Genomic DNA, 21,998 nt, shown 5'->3' with positions numbered 1-21,998 from the left:
CCGAGCCGTCCGAGCGGCCGCGTCGTCAGGCGCTTCCACCCAGGTGCCGCGCGGCGCCCAGCATCTCGTGGACGTCGTGCGTCATCACCGCGAGGAAGGCCGCCAGGCCGATGTAGTAGGCGGCGTACTCCCACTTCACGCGGGTCGGGACCGCGTAGTAGGTGAGCGCCTCATCGCTGTCGCTGCGGTACTTCCAGGCCTTGACCAGCTGCGGGCCCGCCATCAGCGCGATCAGCAGCAGCATCGGGCTGGGCCGATACAGGAATAGCCCGACCAGCACCGGCACGCCGGCGAACCAGATCCGCGGCGACAGCACCGCGGTGATCCGGCCGCCGTCGAAGGGCGACAGCGGGATCAGGTTGAACAGGTTCAGGAAGAAGCCGGCATACGAGACCGCCAGCAGCCAGTCCAGGTTCCAGCTCCGCGCCAGCAGGTAGCAGACGGTGGCGCCGACAGTGCCCAGCAGCGGCCCACCCAGGCCGATGTAGGCCTCGGTCTGCGCGTCGTGGGGCATGTGCTTGAGCTCGACCCAGGCGCCGACGAAGGGGATGAAGGTCGGCAGGCCGACGTCCAGGCCCTTCTGGCGCGCGGCGATGAAGTGGCCCATCTCGTGCACGAACATCAGCGCGACGAAACCCACCGCGTAGCGCCAGCCGTAGACCCAGGCGTAGAGCAGCACCGACAGCAGCATCGTGCCGCCGCTGAGCAGCAGCTTGCTCAGCTTGGCGCCTGACAGCAGCAGCAACAGCAGCTTGGTCATCGCCTCAGGACTCCGCGGCTTCGGACTTCTTGCGGCCGAACAGCTTCAGGATCGCGCCGCCGAAGGCCACGCCCGCCAGCAGGATGACCTTGGCGAACTTCAGGAAGAAGGCGCCGATCACCGCTAGCAGGCCCAGCTTCTTCGCGCCGACGCCCAGCACCAGCGCGGCCAGGCCGTACTCGGCCACGTGGTCGGTGCTGGCGTTGAAATCGGCGTAGCGCTTGCCGTCGTTGAACTCCAGCGCGCCCAGCAGCTGCTGCGCATCGCCCTGGTACTTGGGCAGGTCGTTCAGGCCGGTGACCAGGTTGAGCGACATGTAGCCCTCGCGGCCCAGCGCATAGGTGTTGTAGTTGACGCCCAGCGGCTCGTCGGCCGGCGCGCCCACCTCGCGCGACTTCATCGCCCACACCAGCCGGTGGGTGTCGGCCGCGTAGGTCGGCTCCTGCGCCCAGCCGGTGATCTCCAGCGCGCGGCCGCCCATCTTCTTGCGCTCGCCGTTGCTGGCCTCGGTGCCTTCCTTGAAGCTCTTGAGCATGTCGGCGGCGTCCCAGTGCTTGGCGTCGTCGTCCTTGATGTAGCCCGACTTCTCGAAGCGCAGCGTCGCGAACCACTCGCCGTCGCCGCGCGGGAACACCACGCCCTCCAGGTCGCTGTAATCGCCCGGGTTGCCCATCGCGTGCATCAGCTTGGCCGCATGCGGTTGCGGCACGTAGACCTTGCCCTCGGGCAGGTGCAGCACGGCCTGGGTGGACAGCTTGATGTCCTGCGGGCCCTTGACGATGTCGTTCTGCGCGGCGGCGATGACCTTGGCGAATTCGTTCTCGCCGGCCTGCGCCCAGACCGGCGCGGTGACCAGGGACAGCGCGCCCAGCAGGGCGGCGGCGAAGGCCCGCAAGGCGCGGGCAGGGGTGGTGGCAAGCATGGGATTCCCTCGAAACGGACGGATGCACGGCCTCTGGCGGGCCGAGGGGTGCGAGTCTATCGATGCGGGTCATCGAAAAAGGCGCACCTCCCCCTTCCGGGGGCGTCGCCGTGCGCCCAGGGTGACAAAAGACACACGGCCCGCCGGGGTGTCCCTCGGGCGGGCCGTGTCGGTGGCCGGGCGGACCGGGTGGTCCGCCGCTCAGGCTCGGCGGATCACGCCGCGTTCTGCCACTGTTGCTTCAGCTGCTCCCACTTCAGGCGGGCGGCCTTGACGTGGCGCTCCTTGACGTGGCCGTAGCCGCGGATGTCCTCCGGGATGCGGGCCAGGTCGACGGCCACCGGCAGGCGCTCGGCGCTCAGGCCCTTGGCCAGGATGGCCTCGATCGTCGCGCGGTAGTCGGCGATCAGCTGGCGCTCCATCTTGCGTTCCTCGGTGTGGCCGAACGGATCGAAGGCGGTGCCGCGCAGGCCCTTCATCTTGGCCAGCACGCCCATCGCCGGACGCACCCAGCCGCCGAAGGGGCGCTTCTGCAGCTCGCCCTTGTCGTTCTTCTTGGCGAGCATCGGCGGCGCGAGGTGGTGCACGACCTTGAAGTCGCCTTCGAACTGACCCTTGATCTTGTCGAGGAACTTCGTGTCCGTGTGCAGGCGGGCGACCTCGTACTCGTCCTTGTAGGCCATCAGCTTGAAGAGATAGCGGGCGACGGCCTCGGTCAGCCGTGTGCCGCCTACCGGCTGCTCCGCTTGACGGACCTTCTCGACGAAGGTCCGGTACTGCTCGGCGTAGGCCGCGTTCTGGTAGTCGGTCAGGAACTCGACGCGCTTGGCGATCAGCTCGTCCACGCCCTGGCGCTTGACGAAGTTGATCACCTGCTGCGCCGCGAACAGCGACTGCACCGCGGCCAGGTCATGGGCGCAGCGACGGCCCCATTCGAAGGCGGCCTTGTTGTTGTCGACCTGCACGCCGTTGAGCTCGATGGCGCGCATCAGCGCGGCATGGCTCAGCGGCACGCGGCCCTTCTGCCAGGCGAAGCCCAGCATCAGCGGGTTGGTGTACAGCGAGTCGCCCAGCAGCTTCACCGCGACCTCTTCCGCGTCGAACATGCCCAGGTGCGGCGCGCCGACGGCCTTCTGCACCGCGGCCTCGCAGGCGGCGCCGGGGAAGGACCAGTTGGCGTCGTTGACCAGCGTGGCGGTGGGCGAGCCGTGCGTGTTCAGCGCGACGAAGCTGCGGCCCTCGCGCATCACGGCCAGCGTCGTCTTGTTGGCGGCGACGATGGAATCGCAGGCGATGACCAGGTCCGCCTCGGCGGTGCCGACCTTGGTGCAGTAGATCGCGTCCGGCGAGTTGGCGATCTGGATGTGGCTCCAGGTCGCGCCGCCCTTCTGCGCCAGGCCGGCGGCGTCCTGCGTGACGACGCCCTTGCCCTCCAGGTGGGCGGCCATGCCCAGCAGCTGGCCGATCGTGATCACGCCCGTGCCGCCGACGCCGGCCACGACGATGCCCCAGGCCTCGACCGGGTTGGGCACCAGCGGCTGCGGGATCGTCGGCAGCGAGGCGTCGAAGGGGCTGACGCGCTTGTCCTTCTTCGGCTTCTTGAGCTCACCGCCCTCGATGGTGACGAAGCTCGGGCAGAAGCCCTTCACGCAGCTGAAGTCCTTGTTGCAGGTGTTCTGGTTGATCTGGCGCTTGCGGCCGAACTCGGTCTCCAGCGGCTCGACCGACAGGCAGTTCGATTGCACCGAGCAGTCGCCGCAGCCTTCGCAGACCAGCTCGTTGATGACGGTGCGCTTGGCCGGGTCGGCCAGCTTGCCGCGCTTGCGGCGGCGGCGCTTCTCGGTGGCGCAGGTCTGGTCGTAGATGATGACCGTGGTGCCGGGGATCTCGCGGAACTGGCGCTGGATGGCGTCGAGCTCGTCGCGGTGATGCACGGTCACGCCCGCCGCGAGCGGCTTGCCGTCGTACTTCTCCGGCTCGTCGGTGACGATGACCAGCTTGGCGACGCCTTCGCTGATCAGGCTGTTCATGATCTGCGTGACGCTGTGGCCCTCGGGGCGCTCACCGACCTGCTGGCCGCCGGTCATGGCGACGGCGTCGTTGTAGAGCACCTTGTAGGTGATGTTCACGCCGGCGGCGATGGACTGGCGGATCGCCAGGATGCCGCTGTGGAAATAGGTGCCGTCGCCGAGGTTGCTGAAGATGTGCTTCTCGTCGGTGAACGGCGCCTGGCCCACCCAGGGCACGCCTTCGCCTCCCATCTGGGTGAAGGTCGCGGTGTTGCGGCCCGGCATCCAGGTGACCATGTAATGGCAACCGATGCCGCCGACGGCGCGCGAGCCGTCCGGCACGCGGGTGCTGGTGTTGTGCGGGCAGCCGGAGCAGAACCATGGCGTGCGGTCGGCGCCGCCGGCGGTCTTCTCCTCGGACTTGAGCGACTGCTCCTTGGCGTCGATCAGCGCGACGCGCGAGTCCAGGCGCGCGGCCGTGTCGGCGTCCACGCCCAGCTTCTTCAGGCGCTTGGCGATGGCGCGGGCGATGATGGCCGGCGTCAGGTCGGCCTGCGGGCGCAGCAGCCAGTTGCTGCTGGGGTTGGGCTGGCTCCACTCGCCGCCGCTGCGGTCGCCGTCGGACTCGTCGAACTTGCCCAGCACGTTCGGGCGGACGTCGGGGCGCCAGTTGTACAGCTCTTCCTTGAGCTGGTACTCGATCATCTGGCGCTTCTCCTCGATGACGAGGATCTCCTGCAGTCCGGTGGCGAAGTCGCGGGTGATGGTCGCTTCCAGCGGCCACACGACGTTGACCTTGTGCAGCCGGATGCCCAGGCGGCGGCAGCTGTCGTCGTCCAGGCCCAGGTCGTGCAGCGCCTGGCGGGTGTCGTTCCAGGCCTTGCCGGAGGCGATCAGGCCGATGCGATCGTTGGGCGTGCTGATGACGTTGTGGTTGAGCTTGTTCGCGCGGACGTAGGCGAGGGCGGCGTACCACTTGAAGTCCATCATCCGGGCTTCCTGGTCCAGCGGCGGGTCGGGCCAGCGGATGTGCAGGCCGCCCGGGGGCATCTGGAAGTCGGTGGGCAGCACGATGTCGACGCGGTCGGGATCGATGGAGACGCTGCTCGAGGACTCGACGATCTCCTGGATCGTCTTGAGCCCGGACCACAGGCCCGAGAAGCGGCTCATCGCGAAGGCGTGCAGGCCCATGTCGAGGATGTCCTGGACGCTCGACGGGAAGAAGACGGGGAAGCCGACGGCCTTGAAGACGTGGTCGCTCTGGTGGGCGGCGGTGGAGCTCTTGGCGATGTGGTCGTCGCCGGCGATGGCGATCACGCCGCCATGCTTGCTGGTGCCGGCCATGTTGGCGTGCTTGAAGACGTCGATGCAGCGGTCGACGCCCGGGCCCTTGCCGTACCACATGCCGAAGACGCCATCGAATTTGGCCTTCTCGGGGAACAGGGCCATCTGCTGGGTACCCCAGACGGCGGTGGCGCCGAGTTCCTCGTTGACGCCGGGCTGGAAGACGATGTTCTGCTTGGCCAGGTGCTTCTTGGCGGCCATCAGGGCCTGGTCGTAGCCGCCCAGCGGGGAGCCGCGGTAGCCGGAGATGAAGCCAGCGGTGTTCAGGCCGGCGATGGCGTCGCGGGTGCGTTGCAGCATCGGCAGGCGGACCAGCGCCTGGACGCCGCTCATGAAGGCGCGGCCCTCGTCGAGTGCGTATTTGTCATCCAGCGTGACCTTCTCGAGGGCGCGCAGGATGTGTTCGGGCAAGGGGGCGTTCATGCGGGGAGTCTCCTGATGGGTGGCTGACCTCCGGTCCCCGCTTGTGGCGGGGCCGTGTGCCGTGGCTGCCGACGCGTCGCCAGTATGGGCGCGCGCGGAAAACGCAGCGAACAGTGTAGGAAACAATGCCCGGCGAGTGTTTGCTAGTTCTCCTCCATCGCGGGCTGTTTGAGCAAGAATCTTTCCCGAATCGGTTCAAGGAGTTCGTATGGCATCGAAAAATGGCGCATCAGGGAAAACCATGAGGGTGTCGGCGGGGTCACCGGGCGGCGACGACGCCGAGGACGGGGTGGGGCCGGGCGGGTCGACCGGTGGGGCGAGTGGCGGACTGAATGGCGGGGCGCCGAACGGGGAACTCGACCGGTATCACGTGGCCATCCTGGCCGAACTGCAGCGCGAGGCGCGGCTGTCCAATGCCGAGTTGGCGGTGCGGATCGGCTTGTCGCCGGCGCCGACCTGGCGGCGGGTGCGGTGGCTGGAGGAGCAGGGCTTCATCACCGGCTACCGCGCGGAGATCGACCGCCGCCGGCTGGGCCTGGGCGTGCTCGCGTTCGTGCGGGTGGACGCGGACCGCAACAACGGCGCCGCGACGAAGGAGCTGGAGGAGGCGATCCGGCAACTCCCGGAGGTGATCGCCTGCCACTACATCAGCGGCGCGGGCACCTTCGAGCTCGAGGTCATGGCGACCGACCTGGATGCGTTCAGCCGGTTCTCGATCGACACGCTGCTGAACCTGCCGAACGTGAAGGACATCCACACGAGTTTCTCGCTCGGCGAAGTGAAGGCAGGGGGGGCGCTGCCGCTGGGGCATTTGAAACCGAAGGGATGAGCGACGGCGGAGAAACTTCCGGCATATCTGTCGATCCTTTTTCCAGTGAAAAGGAAAGTGCGGTCGCCGAATACTCGACGACCGCCGGGTGGTTTCTAGCCACGTTTCTCAAACCCGCCTGCCGTCCAGGCGATCAGGCTGAGCAAGAGGGCCGTGCAGAAAACCGTCAACGCCCAGGAAGGCAGCGTGGGCCAATCTCCGAACAAACCGCGTTGGACGACCGGTTGGAGGATGGCGATCAGGCTCACCGACCTGACCAGCCAACGCGGCGACAGCATCGTCGCGGAAACTGGCTTGTCGCCCAGGAAGCGCTTCACTGCTGCGCGTGGGAGATTTGGCGCTCGGAGCTGAGGCCGCCGCTGAACAGCCCGCCGCCGATGAAGCCGCCGATGCCGCCCGCGATGAACCCGACGCCGAAACCAAATGCCGCGCCGGGGCCCAGCACCGCGCCGGTGATTCCCCCGGCGATGCCTGTCCCGACCGCACCGGCCCAGGCCCCTTGGACCGCAGCTTGCGTGTCCCAACCGCCGGCCACGCTGTCGATTTCCTCCGCAGACAGTTCGCGGAATCCGGCTTGGGAGAGTTCCATCGTCAACATATGCGTTCTCCTATGAATCCTGTCGATATTGAAGGCCGCCGGGATGGCGGCGCCAGGAGCGACCCCTTCGTATTTCTCGAGTCGCGGAGCAACGCTAAATGCCGATGGATATCGCCGGAACTAGGGGAAATTCCATCATGAATATCGGTTAACTGAAATGAGTGGGAATTCCTCCGCATGATCGCTGCGGCCCAGTGAAAACAAGTCGGTCGGGCATTCGAGCCCGGCGGTGGTCAATATTAAGTGGCTGAAACTCGTCAGGCGCCAGCGACGTCCGCTGTACCGGTCGGCATCGCAAGTCCCTGTACCGGGCCACCGCGCGGGCCCGCTGGCATAGTCGGCGATCCCCCGCTCGCCCTGGCCGTCATGACGCTCCCGCTCCGCCATTTCCTGCTCGCGCTGACCGTGGTCGCCATCTGGGGAAGCAACTTCGTCGTGATCCGCTGGGGCCTGAACGCGTTCCCGCCGCTGCTGTTCGCCGCGCTGCGGTTCACGCTGGCAACCTTGCCGGCCATCCTCTTCCTGCCGCGGCCCAAGGTGGGCTGGCGCAACCTCGCCGCGTATGGCGCCTTGGTCGGCGTCGGGCAGTTCGGCCTGCTCTACCTGGCGATGCGCTCGCAGATCTCGCCCGGGCTCGCCTCGCTGGTCATCCAGACCCAGGTCTTCTTCACCCTGCTGCTGGCCATGCGCCTGAGCGGCGAACGCGTCCAGGGCTTCCAGTGGCTCGCGCTGGCCATGGCCGCGGCCGGCATCGGCGTCATCGCGTCGCACACCGACGGCACCACCACCGTGCTCGGCCTGGCGATGGTGCTGCTGGCGGCCTTCAGCTGGTCCAGCGGCAACATCGTCGGCAAGCGCGCCGGCTCCGTGAACATGCTCGCCTACGTGGTCTGGAGCAGCGCCTTCGCCGCGCCGCCGCTGTTCGCGCTCTCCTTCGTCGTCGAAGGCCCGGCCCGCATGGGCGAGGCGCTCCAGCACGCCGGCCTCGGCGCCTGGGCCGCCGTGCTCTGGCAGGCGGTCGGGAACACGCTGTTCGGCTACGGCGCCTGGAGCTGGCTGCTTTCGCGCCATCCCGCCGCGACCATCGTCCCGATGGCGCTGCTGGTCCCGGTCTTCGGCATGAGCTGCTCCGCGCTGCTGCTGGGCGAAGGCCTGCCGCCCTGGAAGTTGATGGCCGCGGCGCTGGTGATGAGCGGCCTGGCGGTGAACCTGCTGTGGCCGCGGATGCGCGGCGCGCTGCGCGCCGCATGACTGCCGCGGCCGCGGCGGCTGCGCGTGTCGCCGCCGCGCTCGTGCTGGCCTCGTCCACGGCGCTCGCCCAGTTCGTGCCGCCGGACACCGGCAAGACGCCGGCCGCACCCTCGGTGCGCGACCAGGAAATCGCGGAATGCCGCCCCGGCGAGCTTCAGACCTGGGGCGATGGGCGCGATCACCCGATCGCCTCGCGCGCGCTGCGCTTCGCCTACCGGCACGACAACGCGCCGCCATGGTTCAGCGAGGCGCAGGTGATGGCGCTCGTGACGCGCTCGGCCCAGGCCTGGTCCGCCTGCGGGCTCAAGCTCGCCGTCATCGCGGTGCCGCGCGGCCAGGCGCCGCCGGAGGACGCCATCCAGATCCTGTGGAGCGACGTCGGCAGCCGCGGCCAGTTCGCGCTGGCCAACGTGGGCGCGCGCAGCCTGTCGATCGGGCCGGCCCTGTTCGCGCTGCTGCGCGAGCGCAACCCCAGACACCCGGCGGCGCAGACGCTGCAGATGGTGCTGTCGCACGAGATGGGGCACTTCCTCGGCCTGATGGCGCATTCGAAACGCTGCGTCGACACGATGTCCTACTACGACAACGGCAAGGGCGAACGCTGCGCGCTGCGCGACCCGAAGGCCTGGGGCAGCGTCGTCGAGTACCGCTCGGCGCTGCCCACCGCCTGCGACATCGAGCGCTGCCGCGCGCTCAACCGCTGAGCCCTCGCGGAGACCGGGCCGCGCCGCATGGGGGCCCCGGCCCCGGCCGCGACGGCCGACGGCGTATGCTGCCGCGATGAACCCGACACGCCGCTTCATCCTTTCCGCCGCGTCTCGCGTCGCGCTCCCCGCCGCGCTGCTCGGCGCCAGCGCCGCCCTGATGGCGCCCGCCCACGCGCAGGGCCCGAAGCAGAACCTGCAGGTCGAGCTGCGCTGGGTCGAATCGGAGCTCAGCGGCGCCACCGTCGCCGGCCTGCGCGATGGCAGCACCGTCGTGAGCACCGGCGGCAGCGTCTCCGCGCGCGGCGGCGTGACGCTCTCCACCGAGAACCGCGAGCAGCGCCAGCAACTTTTCCCGCGCCTGCTGGTGCTCAACGGTGCGCAGGCCTCGTTCACGATGACCGAATCGACGCCGATCCAGTGGGTCGACGTCGCGCTGGACCGCCAGCAGGGCGAGCGCGATCGCGTGGTGGTGGTGCCGCGCCAGGGGCTGGCCGAGCGGGTGCGCGGCATCGTCGTGCGGCCCAACTGGCCGGGCGGCCGCAATCCGGTGAACGTCGAAGTCCGGGCGTCGGACCAGGCGCAGATGCCATCTGGCGGCGCCTACGGGACCTCGCTGCCCGACGCCCAGCAGCGGCCCAACACCGACGTGCTCAGCACCGTCCAGGCGCCGTTGGGGATCTGGGTCACCATCGCCCGCACCGGCAGCGTGACGGCGAGCGCCAGTCGCAACGTCTACAGCACGCGCGACGCCGAGGTGCAGAAACTGCGGGAACTGCAACTGCGGGTGGATGTCGCGCCGTAACGAAAGTGGCTCCATAACGGTATTTTCTAACCGCGCTTATCGGCGAAATTGGTATTTGACTGGTGTTTATATTCACGGTGATCGGCTAAGCTCCGGCGTCCATTGGAGACCCGCATGCCCGCTCGAGTCCTGTCCCACCTGCCCACCCCATTGACCGCGGTGATCACCTCGCTCGGGGCCATCGCCGCTTCGGCCGCCATCGCCGCCACGCCCCCGCCCGGCGCGGCGGCCGGCACCGCGCCCGAGGCCGCAGCCGAGGCCGCAGCCGAGGCCGCGGGCTACCCGCTCTTCGGCGGCAAGCCGGTGGCGTTCGAGCGCACCGGCAACAAGGTGGTCGGGATCTATGTCCCGAACTGGGAGCCGGTCGAGCTGATCGAGCGCGTGCCGCCGCAGAACCTGACCCATGTGCTCTACGCCTTCCTGCGCCTGTGCGGCCCCGGCCAGTTGGAGAAGGACGCCGCCAAGTGCGTGGGCAGGCAGGACTTCGAGATCGGCACCGGACCGGTCGACGCGCGCTTCGATGCCGCCTTCCAGCGCTACAAGCAGCGGGCGCCGCACCTGAAGATCGTCGCGTCGATCGGCGGCTGGGGCGGCTCGGATCCGATCTTCCATCTCGCGGGCGATCCTGCCCGGCGCGCCGTCTTCGCGGCCTCGGCGCAGCGCTTCCTGCGCGAGCATCCGTCCTTCGACGGCATCGACATCGACTGGGAGCATCCCGGCAACAACGGCGCGGCCAACGGCGTGCAGCTCGGCAGCCCGCGCGACGGCCAGTCCTACGCCGAGCTGATGGCCGACCTGCGCCGGGCGCTGGACGTGCTGACCGCCGAGACCGGCCGTCCCTACCTGTTGACCACGGCGGTCAATCCGATGGACTCGATCGTCGGCAAGATCAATTTCAAGGACGCCGCCAAGCCGCTCGACCTCGTCTTCATGATGAGCTACGACTTCTACGGCATGTGGTCGCCGGTGGCCGGCCATCACACCGCGCTGCGGTCCTCGTCGGCGCAGGCGGACGACAGCCTGGAGCGCGCGGTGCGCAACCTGGAGACCGCGGGCGTGCCGCGCTCCAAGCTGGTGGCCGGCGTGGCGATGTACGGCCGCGGCTTCACCGGTGTCGGCCAGACCCGGGCCGGCGCGGCCAAGACCGGCGCCTATCCGGGCGCCGAAGGCGCGCAGGGCTATCGCGAGATCGCCGGGCGCATCCTGGACGCGAAGGGTCAGGGCCGCGCGGGCTACCAGTCCGCCTGGGACCCGGTGACGCAGTCGTGGTCGCTGTACCACCCGAAGCTGAAGCTCTGGATGGGCTACGACGATCCGCGGGCGGTGCTGGCCAAGGGCCGCTTCGCGCGGGAGCTCGGCCTGGCGGGCGTCTTCGCCTGGGAGCTGAGCCAGGACAACGGCGACCTGCTCAATGCGATGAACCGCGGTGTGGGCAACTTGCCGCTGACCGGCGCCGCGGCGCAGGAGCCGGCGGCCCGGGCCGCGACGGCGGCGCAGAAAGAACCGCGTCGGTAACTCGCGGCCCGTGCGCCGGGCCTACGATCGCGCCATGACCGCACCGACCTCCCTCGACCTGCCGGCGGCGAGCGCCGCTCCCGCGCGCCTGCGCATCGCCCTGATCGCCCACGATGGCAAGAAGGACGAGATGGTGATGCTCGCCACCGAGTTCGCCGACTTCCTCGGCGGCTGCGAGCTGGTCGCGACCGGCACGACCGGCGCGCGCCTGACGGCCGAGGTGGGCCTGGTGGTCGAGCGCATGCTGTCCGGTCCGCACGGCGGCGACCTGCAGATCGGCGCGCGGCTGGCAGTGGGGCAGATCGACGCGGTGGTGTTCCTGCGCGACCCGATGACGCCGCAGCCGCATGAACCCGACATCAACGCGCTGGTCCGGGCCTGCGACGTGCACGACGTCGCCTGCGCCACCAACGTGGCCAGCGGCCGGCTGATGCTGCGGTCGCTGCAGGTGCTGGGCGCCGCGGGCGGCGGGCGGGAGTAGAGTCGTCCGCCGAGGCCGGCGACCCGTCGCTCGCCGGCCGACGACAAGGAGACTCCGATGCAACGACGTTCCCTGGTCGCTGCGGCGACCGCGATGCCGGCGCTGTTGCCGCTGATGGTGCTGCCGTCGCGCGGCCACGCGCAGACGCTGGCGGCCGAGCAGCAGTGGTTCATCTTCCTGGAGACCGGCCGGCCGGTGCCGGAGGACAAGGCCGCGGTTGCGGCGATGCAGGCCGGGCACCTCGAGAACTTCAAGCGGCTCTTCGCCGACGGCAAGCTGTTCGCGGCCGGCCCGATGCGCGACCCGGCGCGGGTCAAGCGCGGCATCGTCGTGGTGCAGGCGCCCAACCGCCAGGTGCTGATTAGCTACTTCCAGCCCGACGAGTATGTCCGCGAGGGCTACATGACGGTCAACGCGCAGCCGGCGAAGGTCCACCAGGCGCTGAACCACACCGGCATCGATCCCAATGGCATCGAGGAGCACCGCATCGTGCTGTTCAGCCGCGCGGAGGAGAAGGACCGGGAGGCGGTGCCGGTGTTCCTCCAGCGCGCGCTCGACGAGGGCGTCATCGGCGCCTGGTACTCGCTGGAGGACGGCCCGGTCGGCGAGGTCGTCTTCATGCGCGGCACCGACGAGACGGCGCTGCGCAAGACCATGGCCGAGTACCCGGGGCTCTCCGACCAGCGCGTCACGATGAAGATCTGGGCGCAGTGGCTGGGGAAGGGTGTGCTGAAGTAGTCGCCGGAGGCGGGCACGGGGCCCGGTAGTCAAAAACCGAAAAGGCGCCGTTGGTCAACAAAATGACCAAAACGGCGCTTTTTGATTAATATGCTGACCACATGAGCAGCGCCTCCGTCATTTCCGTGCTGGATCGCCAGCTGCTGTTGCAGCTTGGTGAGCGACTGCGCCGTCTGCGCAAGTCGCAGGGACTGGGCACAGTGGACATGGCTGCGAAAGTCGGCATCACTCGAAACACGCTGAGGGCGGTGGAGTCGGGCGATCCTGCGCCTTCCATCGGGAGCTACCTGCGCGTGATGTCCGTCTTGGGCGTGAGCGCTGAACTTGCCTTGCTGGCTGGCGACTCGTTGCAGCCGCCGCCGGCGGATTCGGCTGCCGCGAGATCGCGGCGCGACGCGCCGGTGGTGCGCGTGCTGGTATCGGCCCGGGAGACGCAACATCGACTTCAGGATCTGCAGAGCCTCGCCTTGCATGAAGAGGCGGTGCGGCGAGTCAAGGCCGATCCGTCGCTCGTGCATCGCGCCGAGGCCACCGTCGAGCGCTGGCTGGCGGCGGGGGATGCCAGATCGGCGCCGCTGTGGCGGGAATGGCAGGACATCCTGCGCGCCGGGAGCTGGCGCAAAGTGCTTGGCGTGTCGCGCCGGGCGCAGCAGTTGCGGCAGGCATCGCCGCTGGTCACGGTCCTCCCGGATGAGGTGCGACAACACATCTTGAGGCAGGTGAATCAACTGAAGACAGGCGTCATGCTTGGCCCGGATTCCGGCACTCCGCCGGACGCGCCAGGACAGACATCTTGAAGCGTCAGGAACTCGAGCACATCATCCGCGCCAGCGGCGACATCACGGACCAATACGAATTCGTGATCCTGGGCAGTCAGGCCATCCTCGGCACCGAGGCCCACCCCGATGCCGTCTTCACCGTCTCCATGGAGGCGGACATCTATCCATTGCGCGCGCCGCAATTGGCTGATCGGATCGACGGCGCGATCGGTGAAGGCTCCCGCTTCCACGATACCTACGGCTACTACGCCCAGGGCGTCGGGCCGGAAACGGCAGTGCTGCCTGATGACTGGATGACGCGTGTGCGCCGCGTGCAGAACGGCAATACCAACGATCGGGTCGGCTACTGTCTGGGTGTCGTGGACCTGTTCCTTGCCAAGGCGGTCGCGGGGCGCGACAAGGACCGGGAGTTCTGCATGGCGCTGCTGGCACAGGGTTACGTCCTGCCGGAAGACGCGTTGCGATTGACGGAGCGCATGGACCTGGATGCCCAGGCAGAACGACGGCTCCGCGCCACGATCCGTCGATGGGCGGAGGCGGCTTGTCCCACCCGGCCCGCCGGACCGGAGGGCTGACGTGAAACGACGCCTCAGCGCGCCAGCGGCAGCGGATAACTCGCCAGGCTCGCGTGGCCGGAACGGGACACCGCCTGCACGCCGAAGATCAGGTTGTCCTTGGACAGCGGCAGCGTGACCGTCGTGACCTTGCCGACATCCTTCGCGCCCTCCCAGGCCTGCGACTCGCTGCGGCGCCAGACGACGCGGTAACCGGCCAGCTCCGGATCGGTGCTGGCGGTCCACAGCAGCGTCGTGTCGTTGGTCAGCTCGCGCGCGTCGATGCGCGCGCCCTTGACCGGCGCGGGCGCCCAGGCCAGGGTCGCCAGGCCGGCGAGGTTGATCCGCGCCACATCGGCCACGTACGCGAAGTCGACGAATTCCGGCAGGTCGCCGTAGACCACCCCCTGCTCGGTGCGCAGGTTCTGGTGCTGGTGGCGGAAATCCTCGAAGGGCTCGGAGAAACGGACCGCCGCGTAGCCGCGCTCCAGGAAGGGCAGGTGGTCGCCGCCGCGCAGGTAGCGATCCCGGCGCTGGATCAGGTCGATGCGGAAGCCGGGCAGGTAGCGCTCGCCCTCGGCCTTGAGGTGGCGGCCGAACTGCTGCGTCGGCAGGTCCTCGCCGCCACCGGCCATCGCCAGCGGCTGCAGCTGCTCGCGAATCGCCGCATTGGTCTTGACCTCGTCCTCGTTGGCGGGGCTGTTGGCGTTCGCGTTCACCAGCAGGCGCAGCAAGGGATCGAAACCATCCGCGAACAGGCGCAGCCGCTTGGGATCGTGCTCGCCCTTGTCGCCGCGGGAGCTGCCGATGATGTCGTTGGTGATCATGCCCTCGACGTTCAGGCCCTGCGCCCGGGCCCGCCGCGCCCAGTGCCGCGCGCCGAGCAGGCCCTGCTCCTCGCCGGGCACCGCCATGAACACGAGCGTCGCGTCGAAACGCTGCTTCGCCGCGGCGCAGGCCATCTCCATGACGGCCGCGGTGCCGGAGGCGTCGTCGTTGGCGCCCGGCGCCTCGCCCTGCGCATCCATGACGTCGCTGTTGCGCGAGTCGTAATGGCCGCTGACGACCAGCACCCGCTCGCGCGGCGTGCCGGCCGACGCGCCGGGCAGCGTGGCCACGACGTTCACCAGCTCGGTGGGCGCCGACAGCCGGTTGCCGGCCGGCTCGATGAAGGCGTCCATCGTGACCTGCAGCCGGCCGCCGGCCTTCGCGCTGCAGTCCTTGAGCTGGCGTTCGATCCAGCGTCGCGCCGCGCCGATGCCGCGTGTGTCGCTGGTCGTGTCCGACGCCGTGTGGCGCGTGCCGAAGCCGGCGAGCTTGCGGATCGTCTGCTCGATGCGCTCGGCGGAGATGTCCGCGAGCATCGGCACCACGCGCGGATCGGGCGGCGGCGGGGCGGTCTCCGAGACGGCGCGTGCCGTGGCCGTCGCCGGTCCGGACGCCGGCGCGGTCTGCGCGGCGGCGGACGCGGCGATCAGCGCACCGGCGGCGGCGAGGGAGACCGGGCGAACCAGACGAACCAGAAGAAGAGGACGGCGCATGGGCGATGGCATTGGGGTGAGGGGACCGGCGGGCGCCAGGGCCGAGGCCCGGCGGACGGCGTCGGGTCAGGCGAGGTGCCGCTTCAGGAAGTCCAGCGTGCGCGACCAGGCCAGTTCGGCCGCCGCCTCGTCGTAGACCTCGGGGCGCGTCTTGTTGAAGAACGCGTGGTCGGCGACGTAGCGGTGGATGACGGGCTGCCGGCCGGCCGCCTGCATGCGCGCCTCGAGCGCATCGACCTTCTCCGGCGTGCACCAGTCGTCGCGCGTCGCGAAGTGGCCGAGGAAGGGCGCCTCGATCTGCGCCGGATCGGCGAACTCGGCGGGCGGGATGCCGTAGAAGCAGACCGCCGCCTGCAGGTCCTTGACATGCACGCCGGCTGCGATCGTCAGCGCGCCGCCCATGCAGAAGCCCATCACGCCGACCTCGCCGCAGCCCAGGTGTTCGCGCAGGTGGTCCAGCGCGCCTTGCAGGTCCTGCGTCGTGGCGTCGGCGAAGTCCAGGCCGTTCATCATGTGGCTGGCCTCGTCGGCATCCGCGGCCAGGCGGCCCCGGTAGAGGTCGGGCGCGAGCGTCGTGATGCCGGCGGAGGCCAGGCGCTCGGCGATGTCCTTGATGTGGGGCTTGAGCCCCCACCACTCCTGGATGAGGATCATGCCCGGCGCGCCGTCGCCGGCGCTGGCCAGGTAGCCGGCGGTGCGTCCGCCGTCGGGGCGGTCGAATTCGATCATCTGTCCCATGTGGAACTCCCAGTGCAAGAACGGAGGATGGAAGGAAGAATCGACGCCCTCGAAGAACACCACGAGCGATCCCTGCGGGCGGTCGCATCCTGAGGGAGGACCCTGTGAGTCTGCACGAGCAGTTGTACCAATGGACGGCCCGCCAGGGCCTGGATGCGAGCAGCGCACGCCGCTTGCGGGCGCTCAGCGGCCTCGATGATCCGCCACGCGACCTGTGGACGCCGCTGCGCCTGGGCGCGGGCGCGCTGGCGGCGGGGTTGATCGGCTTCGGGCTGATCCTGTGGGTGGCGGCGAACTGGGACGACTTCGGCCGCGCGATGCGTTTCGGGCTGCTCGAGGCGGTGACGGCGGTCAGCCTGGTCGCGGCGGCGCTGCTGGCGGCCTGGCGGGCGCCGCTGGCGCTGGTGGCCTTCCTGACGCTGGGCGGCCTGCTGGCCTACTTCGGCCAGACCTACCAGACCGGCGTGGACACCTACCAGCTGTTCGCGCTGTGGGCCGCGCTCGGACTGCCGATCGCGTGGGCGGCGCGCTCGGACCTGGTGTGGACGCCCTGGGCGCTGGTCGTCGCCACCGGGATCGGGCTCTGGATGGGAACCTTCGGCGGGCATGGCTGGCGTTTCGACGGCTCGACGGTGCCGGTGCATGCGCTGGGCTTCGTCGCCTACGGCGCGCTGTGCGCGGGGCTGGCGCTGCGGCCGTCGGCGGCGTCCCAGCCCTGGGCCTGGCGGCTGGCGGTGCTGGCCTCGGTGATCGCGGTCTCGGCGACCGCGCTGGGCGGGCTCTTCGCGCGGCATGTCGCGCCGCAGTATTTCCTCGGCCTGGGCGTGATGGGCATCGGGCTGGTGCTGGCTTGGCGCCGCGCCGAGGTCTATGCGCTCAGCGCGCTGGCGCTCGCGGTGGACACGTTGCTGGTGGCAGGGCTGACCCGCCTGGTCTACGACGCCAAGGGCGACCTGGGCGGCCTGTTCCTGATCGGCCTGGTCGCCTGCGGCCTGCTGGCGGCCAGCGTGAGCCTGATCATGCGGCGCGTGCGCGCCGTGGAGGTCCGGGCATGAGCGACCAGGACTGGATCGAACGCGCCCGGGTCGAAGGCCTGGCGCCCACCGCCGATGCGCAGGCGCCTCGACCCTGGCCGGTCGTGCTGCTGACCGCGCTGGGCGCCTGGCTGGCGGTGCCGCCGTTCCTGCTGCTGTTCGCGACGCTGTTCGGCGGCGACTGGGACCAGGGGCCGATGCCGTATGTCGAGGGCATCGCGCTGGTCGCGCTGGCGGTGGTGCTGCTGCGCAAGCCCTCGACGCCGCTGTTCCTGGAGCAGGCCGCGGTGCCACTCCTGCCCACCGGCCTGGCCTGCCTGGGCTACGGGCTCGTGCGCGACCTGTCCCGGGCCGATGCCGCCTGGGTCGGGCTGCTCATCGGCGCCGGGCTGATCGCGCTGCTGAAGCAGGGATGGCTGCGGTCGCTGCTGGGCATCGGCATGGCGATGCTGGCGGGCTTCCTCGGGCATCTGGCGCTGGAGGGCGTCGCGCCGCGTGACTGGTATGAGCGCGGGGGCGGGCTGTCGCTCGCCGCGGCCGCGCTGCTGCTGGCCGAGGGGCTGCTGCTGATGCTGCTGCAGCGGCGCCTGGGCCGGGAGGCGCGCACGGCGGGCGCGGCGGCGGCGCTCGAGCCGGCGTTGGGCGGCTGGTGGGTCAGCGTGCTGGCGATCCATGCGGTCGCGGCCGGCTGGTCCTTCGTCGCGGCGGGGCCGATGGGGGGCGGCGTGCTCATGCAGGGGATGGCGGAGGTGCTGACGCCGTCGCACCGGGTGCTGATCGGAGCGAGCCGGGCGCTGGCGGTGCTGCTGACGCTCGCGGGCGCGTTCTGGCTGCTGCGCCGCTGGCGTCCGGCCGGCGCGATCCGCCTGCTGCCGCCGCTGGTCGTGCTGGCGGCGCTGGCCGCGCTGATGCCGGCGCTGGGCGGCATCCTGCTGCTGCTGGCGCTGATGGTCTCGACCCGTCGCTGGCGCCTGGCCATGCTCGCTGGCGTGGCGGCGGTGTGGGCGCTGGGCGCGCTGTATTACGAATGGCGCCTGCCGTTGGCGCACAAGTCGCTGGCGCTGGTGGTGGCCGGCGTGGCGCTGGCCGCCTGGGCGCGCTGGCTGGCCTGGCATCCGACCGCGGGAGGCTCGACGACCGGGGCGTCGCGCGCCGTGCTGGCGATGCGCGGCGCGCCGGCGGTCCTGGTCGGTGCGGGCGTGCTGGTGCTCGTGGTGGTGAATCTCTCGATCGCGAGTCGCGAGCGGCTGATCACCGAGGGCCGGCCGGTGTTCGTGAAGCTGGCGCCGGTGGATCCGCGTTCGCTGATGCAGGGCGATTTCATGCGGCTCAGCTACGAACTGCCGGGTGTCGACTGGCGCAGCCGCCTCGACCGCGAGGTGCCGCTGCTCTGGGGCGAGCGGCCGCGGATCGCGGTGATGCTCGACGCGCGCGGGATCGCGCACTCGCCGCGCTTGCTCGCGCCGGGCGAGGCGCCACCCGCCGGCAGCCAGTTGATCGAGCTGACGCCCAAGGGCGGCGGCTGGACCTTCGTGTCCGATGCCTGGTTCTTCCGCGAGGGCGAGGCCCGGCGCTGGGAGCCCGCCCGGTATGGCGAGTTCCGCGTGACGCCCGAAGGCAAGGGCTTGCTGGTGGGAGTGGTCGGCGAGGACCTGAAGCCGTTGTGAGGGATCAAGCGACGGATCAAGCGACGGATCCGTCGGCGGTGGCGTCGGTGCCGCCCTCCGACTCCGGTCCCCAGCCGTCGATGGCGATGTAGTAGCGGGTCGAGCGTCCCGCGCCGACGCGGCGCAGGAAGCCGAGTTCCTCGAGCTGCTGCAGTTCGCGCGAGGCAGTGGCGCGGGACGTCGCGCCGATGCTTTCGTACTTGCGGGTGCTCATGCCGCCGGTGAAGCCGCCGGGGCCGGCGTCCAGGAGCACATTGAGCACCTTGCGCTGGCGTGCCGTGATATCGGGATCCTGATGCTCGGTCCAGAAGCGGGCCTTGGCCAAGGTCGCGTCGATGGTGGACGTCGCCCGCTCGCAGGACACGCGGACCTGCTCCAGGAACCAGAGCACCCAGCGCGTGACGTCCGCCGACCCGTGCTGCGCCGCTTCCAGCTCGTCGTAGTAGGCCTTGCGCTCTTCCAGCAGGCGTTGCGACGTGCGGATCAGGCGGCTGCTGGGACCCATCTCCCGGGCGAGCACCAGGTCGATCAGGGCGCGACCGACGCGTCCGTTGCCGTCCTCGAAGGGGTGGACCGTCTCGAACCAGACGTGCGCCAGCGCAGCGGTGACCAGCGGATCCTTGCCCGTCGTGCCGTTGAACCAGGTGACGAAGGCTTCCATCTCCACGGGCAGGCGATCGGAGGGCGGCGCCACGTAATGCACCTTCTCACGGCCCTGGGCGCCGCTCACGATCTGCATCGGCTCGCGATGGGTCCGGTACGCGCCCACGCTGATCCGCCGCATGCCCGAATAGCCAGTCGGAAACAGCGCGGCCTGCCAGCCATGGAGTCGCTGATGGGTGAGCGGTTCCCGGCTGCCGGTCACGGCGTCCTGCATGATGTCCAGCAAGCCCTCGACATGGCGCGGCGCCGACGGACCATCCTGTTCGCCGACACCGAGGCGACGCTCGATGGACGATCGGACGGCCGCGAGGTCGTAGCGCTCGCCTTCGATGGCCGCGGTGGCCAAGGCGTCCTGGCTCCAGGCTTCCGCTTCGAGGGTCAAGCGATGTTCGTACCCGACCAGCGCGAGACGGCCTTCCACGATGCCCTGCGCCCGGCGCGCGCGTGACAGCACCTCCTGGATGCGCTGGTGATCGGCGTGCAGCTGCGGCCAGTCGGGGGACTGCCAGATCAGGGGGAGGTCATAAGCCATGAGGCGATTCTAGGGATTTATCGACTCAAATTTGAGGCGATAAATGCGAGGAGTTGATCTGAGTCAGTAATTGACTCAATTTTGAGGTGATTAACCCGAAGAATCGCCTCACCGCCCGCCGCTCACTCCCCTCGCAGGCCTTCCGGCTCGCCGCCGTCGATCATCAGGTCGATGAGTTCGCGCAGGAAAGCGAGGGCCTCCTCGGCGGTGGCAAAGTAGTACTCGCCGCCCAGGTCGGCGGCGTCGCCGTCGGGCCCGACGTGGACGACGGACCACCCCTCCGCGCCGCCGCCGATCGCGCAGATCCCGAAGCTGCCCGGCGCGAGGTCGCGCACGGAGCCGGCGGTCACGAAGATGTCCTTGCCCCGATGGGCGAAATAGCGTTTGAACACGAGGAGTTGGAATGAAGGCAATCTGGAACGGCGAAGTCATCGCCGAGAGCGACGACACCGTGGTGGTCGAGGGGAACCATTACTTCCCCGCGTCCGCGCTGAAGCGCGAGTTCACCACCTTCAGCAACCACCGCACGACCTGTCCCTGGAAAGGGCAGGCGCACTACTTTAGCCTGCTGGTCCACGGCGACATGAACCCCGATGCCGTCTGGTATTACCCGGAGCCGTCCGAGGCGGCGGCCGAGATCAAGGACCGCGTCGCGTTCTGGAAGGGCGTCCAGGTCACCGAGTGATCCCGCCTGCTGCGACCGGCTGATCGGGCGCCCCCGCCCCGCCGACGAGCCGCGCGGCTCAGCGGTCGATCACGGTGCCCGCGGTACCGGTCGCCCCAGCGGCGCCGGCCATCGCGCCGGCCTCGCGGGGCCACAGCACCCACAGCCGCAGCGGCTGCTTCATCCGGCCCGCCTGGGCCTCGGCCAACTCGCCCCAGCCCCAGAAATAGTCGGCCCGCACGGCGCCGACGATGGCGGCGCCGGTGTCCTGCGCCATCACCAGCCGTCGCAGCGGTGTGGTCGACAGCGGCTCCGTCGTGTCCAGCCACACCGGCGTCCCGTACGGGATGCTGGCCTTGTCCACCGCGATCGAGCGCCCCGGCGTCAGCGGCACGCCCTGGCCGCCGCGCGGGCCCACGGCCAGGTCCGGCAGGGGCTCCTCGCGGAAGAAGACGTAGCGCGGATTCGCCCACATCGCTTCCTTGAGCCGCTGCGGATTGCGCCGACCCCAGTCCTTGATGCCCGGCCACGAGGCCTCGGTGGGCCGCAGCTCGCCTTGCGCGATCAGCCACTGGCCCATCGAGCGGTAGGGCTGCTCGTTGTGCCCGGCGAAGGACAGGCGCACCCAGCGGCTGCTGCCGTCGCGCTCGGTCACCCGCAGCCGTCCGCTGCCCTGGATCTGCATCACCAGCGCGTCCAGCGGGTCTTGCACCCAGGCCAGGCTCAAGCGCGCCAGCGCCGGGTTGTTCTCGATCTGCTGGCGCGTGTCGTAAGGCTTGCGCTGCGCCAGGTCCTGCGGCGGCGCCAGCAGCGGCACGCGGAACTCGCCCTGCGCCTGGCGGCGCGCGTCCAGTTCGGGCTCGTAGTAGCCGGTCACCAGGCCCTCGCGCTGGCCGTCGGGCGACTCGACGCGGTAAGGCTGCAGCATCCGCATCAGCCACGCCGTCGCCTCGCGGTCAGCGCCCGGGCGGAAGGCGCGTGCCTGCGCGCAGACCCCGGTCCAGCCCGGCATCGGCTTCTCGCAGCCGCGCAGCAAGGCCGGCCACCATTCCAGCGCGCGGTCCTGGCCCCAGCCGGGCAGTTCATGCCATTCGGCCGCCACCCAGCGGGCGCGCTCGCGCTGCAGGACGCGGCGCCCGGTGCTGTCGTCCTCGCCGTTGAGCAGCTTCTCGGGGTCGACGGGCGCGCGCGCCACCGGCGCCGGTGCGGGCCTGGTGGCGGCGGTGGGGGCGGGGGCGACGGTCGTCGCCTTCGGGGAAGCCCCCGGCTCGCGTACCGCGTGCTGCGGGCCGGCGCAGCCGGAGAGCACGCCTAGAATCGCCAGCGCCGCGCTCCAGCGGCGAGTTCTGCAACGGATCGGACCACGAATCATGGGCGTGATTTTGCTGGAGGCGCTCGGCGCGCTCGCGCTGCTCGTCTTCATCGTCTGGTGGACGATGTTCTCCGG

Annotated in this window: 22 protein-coding genes; 12 read left to right on the top strand and 10 right to left on the bottom strand. The window is 70.0% G+C overall.

The features are described from left to right. Positions 1-25: 25 nt before the first annotated feature. The 3 genes from FHT37_RS17090 to FHT37_RS17080 all read right to left on the bottom strand — a co-directional run bounded on the left by FHT37_RS17090 (position 26) and on the right by FHT37_RS17080 (position 5,458). Positions 26-760 carry a site-2 protease family protein gene (locus FHT37_RS17090; protein ID WP_183483151.1) on the bottom strand — a complete coding sequence of 245 codons (735 nt, stop codon included), beginning with the start codon at positions 758-760 and terminating at the stop codon, positions 26-28. A 4-nt stretch (positions 761-764) separates the two neighbouring features. Further along, positions 765-1,682 (bottom strand): DUF2167 domain-containing protein, encoded by a 918-nt coding sequence (locus tag FHT37_RS17085; RefSeq protein WP_183483149.1) that lies wholly within the window; start codon positions 1,680-1,682, stop codon positions 765-767. A 215-nt stretch (positions 1,683-1,897) separates the two neighbouring features. Further along, positions 1,898-5,458, bottom strand: a complete 3,561-nt coding sequence (locus FHT37_RS17080; RefSeq protein WP_183483147.1) for an indolepyruvate ferredoxin oxidoreductase family protein — start codon at positions 5,456-5,458, stop codon at positions 1,898-1,900. A 241-nt stretch (positions 5,459-5,699) separates the two neighbouring features. On the opposite strand from FHT37_RS17080, the gene FHT37_RS17075 reads away from it, so the two are divergent. Then, positions 5,700-6,287: an Lrp/AsnC family transcriptional regulator gene (locus FHT37_RS17075; RefSeq protein WP_255489752.1), complete on the top strand. Its 588-nt coding sequence runs from the start codon at positions 5,700-5,702 to the stop codon at positions 6,285-6,287. 95 nt (positions 6,288-6,382) lie between these two features. Here FHT37_RS17075 and FHT37_RS17070 read toward each other — a convergent pair whose 3' ends face one another. After that, a complete protein-coding gene (locus FHT37_RS17070; RefSeq protein WP_183483144.1) occupies positions 6,383-6,604 on the bottom strand; it encodes a hypothetical protein in 222 nt (73 codons plus the stop codon). Then, on the bottom strand, positions 6,601-6,885 hold the full coding sequence (locus FHT37_RS17065) for a hypothetical protein (protein WP_091728276.1): 285 nt from the start codon (positions 6,883-6,885) through the stop codon (positions 6,601-6,603). The genes FHT37_RS17070 and FHT37_RS17065 overlap by 4 nt, the downstream gene beginning before the upstream one ends. A gap of 366 nt (positions 6,886-7,251) precedes the next feature. Between FHT37_RS17065 and FHT37_RS17060 the strand changes: the two genes are divergently transcribed. The 8 genes from FHT37_RS17060 (at position 7,252) to FHT37_RS17025 (ending at position 13,733) form a co-directional block, all read left to right on the top strand. Then, positions 7,252-8,136: an EamA family transporter gene (locus tag FHT37_RS17060; protein ID WP_091728273.1), complete on the top strand. Its 885-nt coding sequence runs from the start codon at positions 7,252-7,254 to the stop codon at positions 8,134-8,136. Next, entirely contained in the window at positions 8,133-8,840 is a 708-nt protein-coding gene (locus tag FHT37_RS17055; RefSeq protein WP_141225355.1) for a hypothetical protein, read from the top strand. Before FHT37_RS17060 ends, FHT37_RS17055 begins: the two co-directional genes overlap by 4 nt. 76 nt (positions 8,841-8,916) lie before the next feature. Continuing rightward, positions 8,917-9,645, top strand: coding sequence for a hypothetical protein (locus FHT37_RS17050; protein ID WP_183483142.1), 729 nt, complete (start codon positions 8,917-8,919; stop codon positions 9,643-9,645). A gap of 114 nt (positions 9,646-9,759) precedes the next feature. After that, the gene (locus FHT37_RS17045) at positions 9,760-11,160 is read left to right on the top strand and encodes a glycoside hydrolase family 18 protein (RefSeq protein ID WP_183483140.1); all 1,401 of its coding nucleotides are present in this window, start codon (positions 9,760-9,762) and stop codon (positions 11,158-11,160) included. A 34-nt stretch (positions 11,161-11,194) separates the two neighbouring features. Next, on the top strand, positions 11,195-11,641 hold the full coding sequence (locus tag FHT37_RS17040; RefSeq protein WP_147242320.1) for a methylglyoxal synthase: 447 nt from the start codon (positions 11,195-11,197) through the stop codon (positions 11,639-11,641). Between the two features lie 57 nt (positions 11,642-11,698). After that, positions 11,699-12,379 carry a YciI family protein gene (locus tag FHT37_RS17035; protein ID WP_183483138.1) on the top strand — a complete coding sequence of 227 codons (681 nt, stop codon included), beginning with the start codon at positions 11,699-11,701 and terminating at the stop codon, positions 12,377-12,379. Between the two features lie 101 nt (positions 12,380-12,480). Further along, a complete protein-coding gene (locus FHT37_RS17030; RefSeq protein ID WP_183483137.1) occupies positions 12,481-13,176 on the top strand; it encodes a helix-turn-helix transcriptional regulator in 696 nt (231 codons plus the stop codon). Next, the gene (locus FHT37_RS17025) at positions 13,173-13,733 is read left to right on the top strand and encodes a DUF6036 family nucleotidyltransferase (protein ID WP_091728250.1); all 561 of its coding nucleotides are present in this window, start codon (positions 13,173-13,175) and stop codon (positions 13,731-13,733) included. Before FHT37_RS17030 ends, FHT37_RS17025 begins: the two co-directional genes overlap by 4 nt. Positions 13,734-13,747: 14 nt before the next feature. On the opposite strand, the gene FHT37_RS17020 is transcribed toward FHT37_RS17025, so the two are convergent. Together FHT37_RS17020 and FHT37_RS17015 are read right to left on the bottom strand one after the other, a co-directional pair. Next, positions 13,748-15,253: a M28 family peptidase gene (locus FHT37_RS17020; protein WP_221211146.1), complete on the bottom strand. Its 1,506-nt coding sequence runs from the start codon at positions 15,251-15,253 to the stop codon at positions 13,748-13,750. 66 nt (positions 15,254-15,319) lie between these two features. Continuing rightward, positions 15,320-15,991 carry a dienelactone hydrolase family protein gene (locus tag FHT37_RS17015; RefSeq protein ID WP_183483133.1) on the bottom strand — a complete coding sequence of 224 codons (672 nt, stop codon included), beginning with the start codon at positions 15,989-15,991 and terminating at the stop codon, positions 15,320-15,322. Between the two features lie 104 nt (positions 15,992-16,095). Here FHT37_RS17015 and FHT37_RS17010 point away from each other — a divergent pair, with 104 nt between their 5' ends. Both FHT37_RS17010 and FHT37_RS17005 read left to right on the top strand, forming a co-directional pair. Beyond that, entirely contained in the window at positions 16,096-17,046 is a 951-nt protein-coding gene (locus FHT37_RS17010) for a DUF2157 domain-containing protein (RefSeq protein WP_183483131.1), read from the top strand. After that, entirely contained in the window at positions 17,043-18,692 is a 1,650-nt protein-coding gene (locus FHT37_RS17005; RefSeq protein ID WP_183483129.1) for a GDYXXLXY domain-containing protein, read from the top strand. The genes FHT37_RS17010 and FHT37_RS17005 overlap by 4 nt, the downstream gene beginning before the upstream one ends. 16 nt (positions 18,693-18,708) lie before the next feature. Here the strand turns inward: FHT37_RS17005 and FHT37_RS17000 are convergent, their stop codons facing one another. Together FHT37_RS17000 and FHT37_RS16995 are read right to left on the bottom strand one after the other, a co-directional pair. Next, complete coding sequence (locus FHT37_RS17000) at positions 18,709-19,887, bottom strand: Fic family protein (RefSeq protein WP_183483127.1); 1,179 nt, start codon at positions 19,885-19,887, stop codon at positions 18,709-18,711. Between the two features lie 122 nt (positions 19,888-20,009). Then, entirely contained in the window at positions 20,010-20,279 is a 270-nt protein-coding gene (locus tag FHT37_RS16995; protein WP_091728239.1) for a hypothetical protein, read from the bottom strand. An 11-nt stretch (positions 20,280-20,290) separates the two neighbouring features. Between FHT37_RS16995 and FHT37_RS16990 the strand changes: the two genes are divergently transcribed. Then, complete coding sequence (locus tag FHT37_RS16990) at positions 20,291-20,572, top strand: DUF427 domain-containing protein (RefSeq protein ID WP_091728236.1); 282 nt, start codon at positions 20,291-20,293, stop codon at positions 20,570-20,572. Between the two features lie 58 nt (positions 20,573-20,630). Here FHT37_RS16990 and FHT37_RS16985 read toward each other — a convergent pair whose 3' ends face one another. Further along, on the bottom strand, positions 20,631-21,923 hold the full coding sequence (locus FHT37_RS16985; RefSeq protein ID WP_255489751.1) for a murein transglycosylase A: 1,293 nt from the start codon (positions 21,921-21,923) through the stop codon (positions 20,631-20,633). Positions 21,924-21,998: the final 75 nt, after the last annotated feature.

Origin of the sequence: Mitsuaria sp. BK037 (assembly GCF_014193045.1) — a bacterium.
Classification (GTDB): domain Bacteria; phylum Pseudomonadota; class Gammaproteobacteria; order Burkholderiales; family Burkholderiaceae_C; genus Roseateles.
Note: the sequence above shows the minus strand (reverse complement) of the source record. Positions and strands in the feature narration are given on the sequence as shown.